Origin of the sequence: Psychrobacter sp. TB55-MNA-CIBAN-0194 (assembly GCF_040309505.1) — a bacterium.
GTDB classification, from domain to species: domain Bacteria; phylum Pseudomonadota; class Gammaproteobacteria; order Pseudomonadales; family Moraxellaceae; genus Psychrobacter; species Psychrobacter fozii.
Map to the genome: position 1 here is coordinate 1 of NZ_JBEOOW010000001.1, position 12816 is coordinate 12816.

At 43.3% G+C, this 12816-nt stretch carries 7 protein-coding genes and 1 pseudogene; 4 read left to right on the forward strand and 4 right to left on the reverse strand.

From position 1 onward, the window contains the following. Together AAEY75_RS00005 and AAEY75_RS00010 are read left to right on the forward strand one after the other, a co-directional pair. Nucleotides 1-568, forward strand: a pseudogene (locus AAEY75_RS00005) (DNA polymerase III subunit gamma/tau); the annotation flags it as partial. Between the two features lie 234 nt (nt 569-802). Then, on the forward strand, nt 803-1702 hold the full coding sequence (locus tag AAEY75_RS00010; RefSeq protein ID WP_110923512.1) for a LysR family transcriptional regulator: 900 nt from the start codon (nt 803-805) through the stop codon (nt 1700-1702). 221 nt (nt 1703-1923) lie between these two features. On the opposite strand, the gene AAEY75_RS00015 is transcribed toward AAEY75_RS00010, so the two are convergent. Together AAEY75_RS00015 and AAEY75_RS00020 are read right to left on the reverse strand one after the other, a co-directional pair. Further along, complete coding sequence (locus tag AAEY75_RS00015; RefSeq protein ID WP_197217311.1) at nt 1924-3105, reverse strand: aspartate aminotransferase family protein; 1182 nt, start codon at nt 3103-3105, stop codon at nt 1924-1926. A gap of 47 nt (nt 3106-3152) precedes the next feature. Then, a complete protein-coding gene (locus AAEY75_RS00020) occupies nt 3153-3344 on the reverse strand; it encodes a DNA gyrase inhibitor YacG (RefSeq protein WP_197101193.1) in 192 nt (63 codons plus the stop codon). A gap of 191 nt (nt 3345-3535) precedes the next feature. Between AAEY75_RS00020 and AAEY75_RS00025 the strand changes: the two genes are divergently transcribed. Further along, nucleotides 3536-4213: a class I SAM-dependent methyltransferase gene (locus AAEY75_RS00025; protein ID WP_197217310.1), complete on the forward strand. Its 678-nt coding sequence runs from the start codon at nt 3536-3538 to the stop codon at nt 4211-4213. A gap of 139 nt (nt 4214-4352) precedes the next feature. Here AAEY75_RS00025 and AAEY75_RS00030 read toward each other — a convergent pair whose 3' ends face one another. Both AAEY75_RS00030 and purD read right to left on the reverse strand, forming a co-directional pair. Continuing rightward, a complete protein-coding gene (locus AAEY75_RS00030; protein WP_197217309.1) occupies nt 4353-5747 on the reverse strand; it encodes an ABC1 kinase family protein in 1395 nt (464 codons plus the stop codon). A 331-nt stretch (nt 5748-6078) separates the two neighbouring features. Further along, complete coding sequence (gene purD / locus AAEY75_RS00035) at nt 6079-7410, reverse strand: phosphoribosylamine--glycine ligase (protein ID WP_197217336.1); 1332 nt, start codon at nt 7408-7410, stop codon at nt 6079-6081. 471 nt (nt 7411-7881) lie between these two features. Between purD and AAEY75_RS00040 the strand changes: the two genes are divergently transcribed. After that, nucleotides 7882-12729 (forward strand): NAD-glutamate dehydrogenase, encoded by a 4848-nt coding sequence (locus AAEY75_RS00040; RefSeq protein ID WP_352257573.1) that lies wholly within the window; start codon nt 7882-7884, stop codon nt 12727-12729. Nucleotides 12730-12816 lie beyond the last annotated feature (87 nt).

The window sequence follows — 12816 nt, forward strand, 5'->3', positions numbered from 1 at the left end:
GCCTGAACCAGTTGTTGAGCCTGAACCAGTTGTTGAGCCTGAACCAGTTGTTGAGCCTGAACCAGTTGTTGAGCCTGAACCAGTTGTTGAGCCTGGCGTAAATAATTCTCAGTTAACCTCACATATTGATGATCCTCGTACCTTACTACGTTGTCCGACACAAGAGCTGGTGGGTGAGTGGACACCAGAGAAATGGGATTATTGGTTACAGACGGCTCGTGAGGCAGATGTCTTGGCCCAAGATGAGTTGGCGCTTGCTCGTCAAGGCATGATGACCGGTTTATGTGATGGTCAGGCAGTCTTTGTGACCAGTGTGGATAGCCGACATCTGCAAACGACTTTTCAACAGTTAGCAGCCAAATTGCAACAGCAGTTTACCCAAGCGGAGATCGACCTGAAAATTGATGGTAGCGTCATGATGGCTGAAGATAAAACACCTGAACGTCGCCAACAAAAACGCTTAGTACAAGCTAAGGCGGTTGCAGAGTCAAAATTGCTGAACACTCCAGTGATGCAATACCTAACTGAACGTGGTGAAGGAAGGATGGGTAAGGTACATTTGTATTAAGCAGTCAGAAAAAATATTGTTAAAATTATTTAAAGTTCTATATAGTTGTCAGACGCAATTACTACACAAAACATCAAGGTGATATTGTACTATCGTCTTGATGTTTTTACTTTTATTGCTTATAAAATGGATAAATCCGAATAATAGAAGTATGCTTAATTACTATAAGGAAATTAAAAATTCGTTATAGTGGTTAAGTTATATTAAAAATTGAAATGTAGCTTAGGTGAAAGTATGTTGGATAATTTACGCGGTATGGCTGTGTTTGCCAGTGTGGTCGGACATGGTTCTTTTAGTGGCTCAGCTCGTGAGCTAGGTATTACCACCAGTGCAGTTAGTCAGCAAATCAGATCATTAGAAAATGATTTAGGTGTGGTGTTACTGCATCGCTCAACTCGTAAGCTGAGCTTAACAGAAGCGGGTGAAAGTTTTTACGAGGCCGCAAAAGATGTGGTGAGTGCGGCTGAACAAGGCCGAATAAAGGTTAATCAACTGCGTGATGAGTTAGCAGGTAGCTTACGCGTGGCTACAACGCCTGAGCTAGGTGTGAATCATATTTTGCCAGCACTATCTACGTGGATGGCAGCGCATGATGATCTTAGCATTACCTATTTAGCAGACAATCATTATGTCGATATGATTGACGCGCGTATCGATATAGCGATACGGATGAGCCCATCGATGAATGACTCTAGTCTGAGCAGTCATCCTTTGACAGACGTGCGTCAAATGCTCGTTGCTTCACCGCAATATCTACGTCAACATACTAAGTTACAAACGCCCAAAGATTTGGCCGATCACCAGCTGATTTGTATTGAAATCATGAAAGATGCCAATCAAATTGATTTGGTTCAAACCGAAACGGGTAAAAAAACCCGCACAAAAATGAACTCACGCATTTATACCAACAATGTCTTTATGGCAACCACTTTGGCCAAAGAAGGCCATGGTTTGGTTAGAATGTTGGAAATGGATATCAAGAAAGAGCTTGAGAGTGGTGAGTTGGTTGAAGTTTTAACTGGTTATCAGTTACCAAGCTTTGTGCTATATGCAGTTACCTTAAATGGTGAACAGCAACCCGCTAAAATAACTCGCTGTTTAGAAGTTTTGAAAAAGTATTTTCATGCCAATTAAGTGGTAACTTAATGACATGCTAGAAGTTCAGTGATTAGCAGTCAGCAAAAAGCCTATAGATATAACTATCTATAGGCTTTTTTATGGTTCTCAGTTCTATATCAACTGAATAGAGTGTGAAGAGCCTTATCGCTTAGTCTGTCATCTATAGTGCTTTTGCTAATCTGACTTGCACATATTCAAATGATTGTGAATTAACTATGGTATTTATCAGCCACACTCTAAAAAGACGGTTGTAATAAATAAACCAAGCGTTCAACCACTTGTGTGCTCTCATCTCGGCTCATATTCAGCGGCGGTAGCAAACGTATCACATGGCCACCAGTAACGTTGATGATTAGCTTTTGCTCATCACGTGCACGATCTACGAGCTGACTACAGTCCATGTCTTCAGGCAAGGCGATACCAATCATCATCCCTGCACCGCGACTGCTCACGCCATGTTGTCCCAGTGTATCAACTAGCGTCTCTCGAATGAATAGCCCTTCAATAACCGCATTTTCCATTATGTTACTGTTGCCGAGTACATCATAGACAGTATGCACCACGCGGCTTGCCAATGGCGTGCCACCATACGTTGAGCCGTGACTACCTGCACCAAACAAACCATTAGCACGTCCGCGTACCATACAGGCTCCCACTGGGAAACCATTGCCTAATCCTTTAGCTGTTGTCAATACATCAGGGCGCGCATTACTATGTTGATAAGCGAAATACTTACCAGTACGGCCGTTACCTGTCTGAACTTCATCCAACATAAATAGCCAGTTGTTAGCTTCACACTCTGCTTGTATCTCTTCAAGGTACGTAAACCCGTTGGCAGCGGTGTTCAAACCACCTTCACCTTGAATAGGCTCTACAAAGATAGCGCAAATATCATCATGGTCTTGTGCTGCTTGCTTAATGGCTGAAATATCGCCAAATGGAACACGAATAAAGTCATCATCTAATGTATAAAAGCCTTCACGCGCTTTTGGATTGGCAGTGGCAGACAGTGACAGTAATGTGCGACCGTGAAATGATTGTTCCATTACGATAACTTTTGGACGTTTAAAACCTTGCTTATGTGCGTATAGTCTTGCCAGTTTTAAGGCCGCCTCATTTGCTTCAGCACCACTATTGGCAAAAAACACGCTATCCATTCGAGCTGCCGTGCACAGAATCTCTCCTGCACGCTCTTGCCAGTCAATACCGAATAGATTGCTGGTATGCACTAGAGTCGCTGCTTGCTGCTGAATGGCATCGGTCACCTGTGGATGGCAATGCCCCAATCCGCAGACAGCAATGCCAGTCAGTGCGTCTAAATAAGGCGTATCATCTTTGGTATATAACCAACTGCCCGAACCACGCGTAAAGTTGATTGGCTGGCGGTTATAAGTGGGCATCAGGTAAGTAGCAGACATATAAAACATCCTTAAGAGGAACAGTGAGTAAAAAGAAAAGTGATTGGTTATAGCTCGTCAGAGAATGGCGTGGTTTCCGCAGGCAAAGTATAGTCTTCATTTGCCCATGAACCTAAGTCGATAAGTTTGCATTGACTACTACAAAACGGCTTATATTTATTATCCTGCCATGCTGTTTGGGTGCCGCAGCGTGGGCAAGGATAAGTCTTGGGTGATGTGTTGGGGGTAGGGTCAGTCATAATAAGAGTGAAAGCATCCTCGATTTATTTGAATTATTAATAGTGAATGACAGTCAGTAGGTTTGCCTACGTGATGATTAATAGACGGTTTTAGCATTGCTAGCTGTCGTCATATTACTATTGCAGCGGATTGACTATATAATAGCATGCAGCCGAATAATGGCAAAAGACAAATACTTTAAGGATAGTAAATGACTGACAATATTGAGCTTACGCATCAACAAGAGCGTGCATTTCAACCACAGAGACTCTCAGCACCGCGTGACTTTATCTTGCCAAGCATCATTGGTGAAAACAAAAATAATCTGCCCTTATTATTAGAGATTGGTGCAGGGAAGGGCAAGCATGCGCTTGGTTTTGCAGTACAAAATCCTGATAAGCATTTGATAGCAATTGAGCGTACACGCAACAAATTCGAAGCATTTGCGAAACTGGCGGCAATACAAGCTTCACAGAACCTAGACGCGATTCATGCTGATGCCATTGCATGGACGGTGCACGCTATCAAGCCGAACAGTTTGGCAAAAATATTTATTCTTTATCCAAATCCTGAACAGCATAACCCCAATCAACAGTGGCTAAATATGCCATTTTTTGAGTTTCTATTGTCACGTTTGCAGATAGGTGGCGAGGTAGTGCTCGTCACCAATATAGAAGCATATATGGATAATGCAGAGCAGCAGGCAACCAAGGTATGGTGCCTGCCAAACACTCGATATACAGTAGCGACTGATAGCCAGCGCACACATTTTGAAGTGAAGTATCTAGCGCGCGGAGAAACATGTTGGGAGCTGAACATGCGTAAGCCAGAAGGGTATAAAACAAGGTTTGATGAATGGCAAGTAGGCCATATAAGCGAAGACAAATAGCCTAAGTAAAAATAATATGAATATGAAGAGGGACTGGAATAATCAAAACTAACAAATATAAAATAGCCTAAGCAAATAAAATCAATAAAAGATAAAGCCGTCACTAAAAGACGGCCAAAAAATAGGTAATTATTCGATACTATAAATAGGGTTTAACGAGCTTATTAGAATCGGTATAAGCATCCAAAACTGTCAAAAAAGTATAAGCTCCGATGAATTTACGGCTGATAAACATAAATTCTTTCGGTGGTAGGTTAAATTCGAAAGACTGCATTGCTCGTGTGGCTTCTGTAGAAAGGCGCGAGTGTAGCTTGCTATTCGCCCAAATATAGCGGTTGCCTTCATCTAGACAGACAGACGGGATATCAGGATTCATCGCTGGATCGCTGAATGGCTCTGTTGCCAACAGAAATAGCGAAGCAATATCGGAACGCACTTTGCCACTCATACTATCAAAGAAATCATAACCAGTCATTGCTAGATTCATCGCTTGATGGTTATGGCGGTAGCCAGCTTTTAACAAGCCGTGGGCAATGGTTAATAAGTTATTATCAAACTGGCGAATCGCACCAAAATCTAGTAAGACTAATTTATCGATACCATCTTTATCCTCACTGACTCGAACTAGATAGTTACCAAAGTTTGGATCTGTCTGCATTTCACCCCAAACAAAAATCTCTTGCATCATGATTTCGATAGCAGCTTGACCAATGGCATTACGGCGCTCATGAGGGAGTAATTGTAGGGCATCAGATACAACTGTGATACCTGGCTCATAAGACATGCACAATAAACGCTTTTTTGAATAACTGCGGTTAATCTTAGGAACGACATAACGCGGATCGTTGCTTAGGCGCTCATAAAAACGTTCTGTGGTTGATGCTTCTGCTTCATAATCGACTTCATGATGGAGTAGGTCACGTATCTCTTCGAACCATGCATCGAGTGAGCGAGTTTGTGGAACGATGTTACTGACTTTCAATAATTGCTTGAATAGAGAAAGGTCAGAGTTGATAGCATCGGCCACACCTGGATATTGGATTTTTAGTACTACTTGCTCGCCAGTTTCGATGACTGTTGCGCGGTGTACTTGGGCAAGTGAAGCGGTTCCAATAGGGACAGTGTCAACTTCTAGTTCATCTAACTTCTTACCCAACAACTGACGTAATGTAAGCTCTATCGTTGGCCATGATAATGTAGCCGTATCGTCATTTAGGGTTTGGAGCGCGCGCGTGATTTCAGGTGGTAAAATGTGCTCACCATAAATTGCCAGCATTTGGCCAATCTTTACGACAGAACCTTTTAACTTACCGAGCTCTGATGCAAGGTAATTTGCTTGTTCTTCCATAAAAGCTTGGTTACGCGCTGTACGCGTCTCTTTATTCAAAAACATGCCAGACACGCTATTACCTGCCCAACGACGACCAATGTTTAAGGAAGTTTTGGCAATCGACATTCGACGCTCAAACCCTGAGGTTTTTAAGTTATCGATGGATTGCTTATTGCTAGAAGGTTTAGACGTATCATTTGCCATAAATATAATCATTCATCCGGTTGGTATTGATTTGTGGGTTAGGAACCTACAATACAAGGGAGATACGATGCATAGGGGTAAAATTGTATCATATAAAGCATATCTGGTTGATGAGTCTGTTGATAATACTAAGGTTGAATAGCCTCTTTGATACTTATGTTAACATTTAATTTTTGCTAAATTATTGGGTATCATTTTGTAGAAATATACTAGGGTCTGTTTGGAAAACGAAACTGTATCAAAAAATAAGACCTAGCGTGTTGCTAGGTCGAATAATAGAATAGAAGGATTTTACTCAGTTAGATGACTAACTGATTTTACGGTAATGAATTTACTGAGCATTTTCGCGAGCAATGGCATGATGGCCAATGTCACGACGATACTGTGCACCATCAAAACTAATCGCACCTGTCACGGCTAATGCAGCTTGTTGAGCATCAGCGATATTGTCTGCCAGTGCAGTCACGCATAACACACGACCACCATTGGTCACCACTTCATTCTCAGAGCTGGCTTCGTCAGCATTAGAAAATGCCGTACCCGCATGGAATACCTTAACGGCATTGTCATTATTGCTATCTAACTTTGGCAAGCCAGCGATAACGTCACCTTTTGAAGAGGTTTCTGGATAGCCTTTAGACGCAACAACGATACCGAGAGCAGGGCGGGCATCCCATTTAGCATCACTAGGCAACTGACCTGCTAGCCCTTGAGCGACCAAATCTACCATTGATGACTGTAAACGCATCAAGATAGGCTGTGTCTCTGGATCGCCGAAGCGGCAGTTGAATTCGATCACATAAGGATCGCCTGCTTCATCAATCATAAGGCCAGCATATAAGAAGCCCGTATAAGGATGACCGGCATCTTTCATGGCATCAACCACTGGCTGAATGACTTGAGTCATTACCTTGTCATGTACATCCTGAGTGACGACTGGTGCAGGAGAGTATGCGCCCATACCGCCCGTGTTTGGCCCTGTATCACCTTCGAAAGCACGCTTGTGATCTTGGCTGGTTGCCATCGGTAAGATGTTGTCGCCATCAACCATGCAAATAAAGCTGGCTTCTTCGCCTTGCAAAAACTGCTCAATAACCACACGGCTACCTGCATCACCAAATTTATTGTCTGCTAGCATGTCGTCGATTGCATCATGTGCTTGTTCGATCGTTTCAGCAACGATGACGCCTTTACCAGCAGCTAAACCATCAGCTTTGATAACGATTGGTGCACCTTGCTCATCGATATAAGCTTTGGCTGCTGTTGCATCTGTAAAGCCTTGATAAGCAGCTGTTGGGATATTGTTTTGCGCCATAAATTCTTTAGCAAAGGTCTTTGAGCCTTCTAATTGTGCACAATATGCTGTCGGACCCCATGCTTTGATGCCAGCATCACGACATGCATCAACGATACCAGTCACCAAAGGTGCTTCTGGTCCAACGATGACCATGTCGATATCATTATTTTGGCAAAACGCTATCACTGCGCTATGTTCACTAGCGTTATCACCAGTAGATTCTAAGATTACGTTTTGGCATTTAGGTTCAAGTGCAGTACCAGCATTACCAGGAGCGATGTAGATATTATTGACCTTATCGTCTTTTGCACACTGCCATGCCAGCGCGTGTTCGCGACCACCTGAACCGATTACCAAAATATTCATCATACGTCTCGCCCTTAGCATTAAAATTAATAATGAGTTAGTCACACACTCTCAAATATACCGGCATATTCTAACAAAAAAGTCGTACTGATTACCATGAGTATCACTTGCCAGCAGCCAATCAATAACAAAGACAAGCAAAAGTATACTTTTATCTCATTAGCAAATGTTATCGACATGTTGCTGATTCATGAAATGATGTTGCACACTTCAGCTAGCGCCCTAGTTGCGTTACACTTCACTAGATTAATGGCGTTATATCCTGATTGCTGCATGTCATCGAAATATAGTAGTAAATATAGGAGAAAAACTCAAAAAAGTAAGAAAAAATTAGAATAATTTGTATAAATGGCTATACTGCCTCGCGGCATCAATAGTATTCAATATATTCATGCGCTGCCAGTGATGTTACTCATTAATAAACTCAAATAAATAATAGATAGACCAGATCTATAAAAAAGGATAAAGAACATGCCAAACTCTCTTAGTATCGCAACAGAGCGAATCAGTCAGATAAGCGATATTGCGACCAGTTATGTACAAAAAGATAAGTCGTTGTTTGACCATTTTATTCATAGCTATTACCAGCCGCTCCACCAAGAAACGGCAAAAGTCATCAGTAATGCTGATTTGGCAGGCATGGCGTTACATCACTTTACTTTGCTCAAAGCCTATGACCGCAGTAGACCACAACTGACTGTACTCAACCCTAAAGCGGAAGAGCAGCATTTTCACAGTTCGCACACAGTCATCCAAATTGTGGCGTATGACCGATCGTTCTTAGTCGATACGATTCTGATGAGTCTCGAAGCGGAGGGTATCGATGTACATCGTACTTACAATATCATTGTTAGCGTTGATCGTAACGATGATGGCGATATTACGCATATCGAAGGCGCACATGAAAGTGCCACTTCACATCTGTCTTTGATTCATTGCGAGATTGCTTATCAAAATGACGAAGATTTGGACGTGCTACAACAAATGCTATTGGCTAAAATCGATACGCTAGATACAGTCGTTGGTGACTGGACACAAATGCGATCTAAACTGACAGATATTAAAGCAGAGCTGTCTACAAAACCATTGCCAGAAGTGTTTTATTCACAGCAAGAAATTCAAGCGTTTTTAGATTGGGTATTAGACGATCATTTTATATTCTTGGGTTATCGCGAATACCGCCTAGAAGGTGGAAAATCTGTTGAAGTTGATACCGATTCTGTGGATTTAGATTTATTTGCCATTGGCAATAGTGGTCTTGGTTTATTGCGCGGTGCTGAAGAAGACAAATTGTCAGAAAGCTTTAGCCAACTGCCCAAAGTATTGAAGCAACTATTGACTGAACCACGCGTATTGATGCTATCAAAATCAAGCCGTGTATCACCTGTGCATCGTCCTGTATATATGGACTTTTTGGGTATTCATAAGTTTGATGATAACGGTAAATTGGTTGGTGAATATCGATTCATCGGTCTACTGACATCACAAGCGTATCAGCTTACCGTGCAGCAAATACCATTATTACGTGAAAAAGCCAATAAGATTATGGCCATGGCAGAGTTGCCACGTGACGGTCATGCTCATCATAAAATGATGCACGTGATTAACACGTTACCGCGTGATGATTTATTCCAAGCCGGTGTCGAAGAGTTATATCCTATCGTATCTGGTATTAGCCAGTTACAAGACAAAAAGAGCTTGCGTCTATTCAGCCGTATTGATCATTATCAGCGTTTTGTCTCGTGCTTGGTCTACATCCCACGTGATAAGTTCAACACTGAGCTGCGTATCAAAGTACAAAACGTGCTAAAAGATGCTTATGGTGGAACCTCTTCAGGATTTACCACTGAGTTCAATGAATCTGCTCATGCTCGTGTGCATGTCCATGTACGAACAGTGCCTGGTCAAGTGAACGACGTCAACACGACAGCACTAGAAGCCAAATTGTCAGCGTTGATGGAGTCATGGAGCGATGACTATCAAAGAGTACTTCTTGATAATGTCGGTGAGCAGCATGCCAACGCCTTAAACCGTCGCTTTTTGAACTACATTCCTGCCGCGTATCAAGAGCGTTTCGATGCACGTACAGCGGTTGAAGATACCAAGCGCTTGGCTGTATTGACCGCAGAGCAACCGATGATTTGGCACTTGTACCAATCAACGGGTGATGCAAGCAACCAGTTGCATCTAAAACTCTACGGTCGTGAGCAGCCTGTCATTTTATCCAAAGTCCTGCCAATTCTTGAAAACTTTGGTGTGTCGGTTATTTCAGCACAGACTTATGAGTTTGATCTGCCAGAGCAGCCGATTTGGATGCAAGAGTATGAGCTGACGCTAGAACATGTCGATACCGTTAATATGCAAGTGGTACGCGGTCAGTTCGAAGACAGTCTCAAGCAGATTTGGGCCGGAAAAGTTGAAAGTGACTCCTTTAACGAATTGGTATTAACGACCAACTTGGATACTTATGGGGTGGTATTATTACGAGCGCTATCACGCTATATGATGCAAGCCCGCGCACCATTCTCTAGTAACTACATTCAACAAACTGTGGTAAAAAACAGCGATATCAGTGTGGCACTGGTCAGCCTGTTTGATGCTCGCATGAATCCGAAGTACAGTGAAGATGAGCGCACACAGCAAACTGCTCAGGTGCAAGAAAAAGTTATCGCGGCGCTAGCAGATGTAGACAGCCTCGATGAAGATCGTATCCTGCGTTGGTACTTGGATTTGATTAACGCGATGGTACGTACCAACTTCTACCAGACTGATACCGATGGTCAGCGTAAAGATCGTTTGTCGTTTAAGTTTTTGGCAGCAGACATTCCTAACTTGCCTAAACCTAAACCGATGTTTGAGATATTTGTATACTCGCCGCGTGTTGAAGCTGTCCATTTACGTGGTGGCAAGGTTGCCCGTGGTGGTTTGCGCTGGTCAGATCGTATGGAAGATTTCCGTACCGAAGTACTGGGCCTAGTCAAAGCACAGATGGTGAAAAACGCAGTGATTGTGCCTGTTGGTTCAAAAGGCGGATTCATCGTCAAAACTAAAACCATGGCGGATGGTCGTGAAGCGTTCCAAGCAGAAGGTATCGCTTGTTATCAGACGTTCTTGCGCGGTATGCTCGATGTCACAGACAACATCGTAGACGGTGTAATTGTCCCGCCAGCCAATACGGTCAGACATGATGAAGACGATCCATACTTGGTTGTTGCTGCGGATAAAGGTACAGCGACTTTCTCTGACATCGCCAACGCGCTTGCAGCAGAGTACAACTTTTGGCTCGATGATGCCTTTGCATCAGGTGGTTCAGTAGGTTATGACCATAAAGCGATGGGTATCACTGCACGTGGTGGTTGGGAGTCGGTCAAACGTCACTTCCGTATGCGTGGTATGGACATCCAAAACCGTGATGACTTCACTGTCGTCGGTATTGGTGATATGAGTGGTGATGTATTCGGTAACGGTATGCTGCTCTCAACGCATACTAAGCTGGTCGCCGCCTTTAACCATCTGCACATCTTCATTGATCCTAATCCAGACACTGCGGCCTCTTATGCTGAGCGCGCACGTTTGTTTGAGTTACCACGCTCATCATGGGCAGATTATAAAACCTCATTAATCAGCCAAGGTGGTGGTATATTCTCACGCCAAGACAAAAAAATCGCTATCAGTGCTGAGATGAAAAAAATCTTTGATATCCATGAAGACAGTCTCGCACCCAATGATTTAATCAGTGCGTTATTGAAATCGCCTGTTGATCTCCTCTGGAACGGCGGTATTGGTACTTATGTCAAAAGCGCTAATGAGACGCATGCTGATGTCGGTGACCGTGCGAATGACTCACTGCGTATCGACGGCAACGAGCTTCGTTGTGCGGTGATTGGTGAAGGCGGTAACTTAGGATTCACGCAGCAAGGCCGTATTGAATACGCACAAACGGGTGGTCGTGTCTATACTGATGCTATCGATAACTCAGGCGGCGTTAATTGTTCAGATCACGAAGTCAATATCAAAATCTTATTGGGTAAAGTGGTTGAGCAAGGTGATATGACCTTAAAACAGCGTAATGAGCTGCTAGAGAGCATGACCGACAACGTGGCAGAGTTGGTACTGCGCCAAAACTACCTACAGCCTCAAGCGATTGAACTGAGTCACATTCGTGCATCAGCGAATCTAAGCGACCATCAGCGCTTTATTCAAATGCTAGAAGGAGAGGGACGTCTCGACCGTGCAATCGAATATCTACCATCAGATGAAGAGATGACCAAACGCCAAAAAGCGAATGCTGGCCTGACCAATCCTGAGTTAGCCGTCGTGATGGCTTACGGTAAGATGTGGGTATATGACAACTTGTTGTCCTCTGATTTACCTGATGACCCATACTTCATCAACGAGCTACGTAAGTACTTCCCTGATGAGCTAGCGTCGCGCTTCTTCAATGAAATGACAGAGCATCGCTTACATCGTGAGATTATCAGTACTTATCTGACCAATAGCGTGGTCAACCGTTTGGGTATCGAAGCACTGTTCCGCTTGTTCGAAGAGACCGATCAATCACTGGCCACCATCGTGCGTGGCTATGCGATTAGCCGTGATGTTTTTGATGTGTCAAAAGCTTGGAAAACGCTTGAGTCGTTGGACAATCAAGTCGATGCTAAGTTACTGCTGAACCTTGAGCTACGTCTACGTGATGCACTTGAGAGCGGTGTTGTTTGGTTTATCAATGCCTTTGGTCAAGACTTACAAGTCGCTGATATGATTAGCCGATTTAGTGATAGTGTTGAAAAGCTAACGAAACCAGGTGGTTTCATTGAGCAACAATTTGCAGCGTACTTGCAAGAAGATACGACCAGCCTGATGCAGGAAGATTTGTCTAATAGTGATGCTGCGTTGTTTGCGATGCTACCTTATCATGTGGATGCCCTCGATGCCGCGCTGTTAGCAGAGCTGTATGAGCGTCCTGTTGATGAGATTGCAACACTATACTTTGAAGCCTACCATGTCTTGCAGTTAGACTGGATGATGGACAATATCGCCACCTTACCACAGCAAGATTACTGGGATCGTCGCGCACGCCATGCATTGATGAATGAGCTGTCACGTAGCTTGCGTCTGTTGATGGATGCCATATTATCTAAACCGGATGCGAAACAAGCATTTGGCGAGTGGCGCTCACGTCACTTAGATCATCTGGAATCTGTCACATCAGAGATGAGCAAGTTAGATCAGCTTCATGCTAATGATGCAGACAGTCAAATCAGCCTGTCTACACTATCCGTATTGATGAGTGAGTTGAGTGGTTTAGTCACTAAGTAATTAATTAAGTAACTAAATGAGCGATTAAATAAGTCGCTGACTAAATAAAATACTATCTCAAAAAAACCACCGTTATTAATTAACGGT

Excerpts from the sequence above, each read along its gene's own strand:
- AAEY75_RS00040 (WP_352257573.1), top strand. The coding sequence starts at position 7,882 with ATGCCAAACTCTCTTAGTATCGCAACAGAGCGAATCAGTCAGATAAGC.
- AAEY75_RS00025 (WP_197217310.1), top strand. The coding sequence starts at position 3,536 with ATGACTGACAATATTGAGCTTACGCATCAACAAGAGCGTGCATTTCAA.
- AAEY75_RS00030 (WP_197217309.1), bottom strand. The coding sequence starts at position 5,747 with ATGGCAAATGATACGTCTAAACCTTCTAGCAATAAGCAATCCATCGAT.
- purD (WP_197217336.1), bottom strand. The coding sequence starts at position 7,410 with ATGAATATTTTGGTAATCGGTTCAGGTGGTCGCGAACACGCGCTGGCA.
- AAEY75_RS00020 (WP_197101193.1), bottom strand. The coding sequence starts at position 3,344 with ATGACTGACCCTACCCCCAACACATCACCCAAGACTTATCCTTGCCCA.
- AAEY75_RS00010 (WP_110923512.1), top strand. The coding sequence starts at position 803 with ATGTTGGATAATTTACGCGGTATGGCTGTGTTTGCCAGTGTGGTCGGA.
- AAEY75_RS00015 (WP_197217311.1), bottom strand. The coding sequence starts at position 3,105 with ATGTCTGCTACTTACCTGATGCCCACTTATAACCGCCAGCCAATCAAC.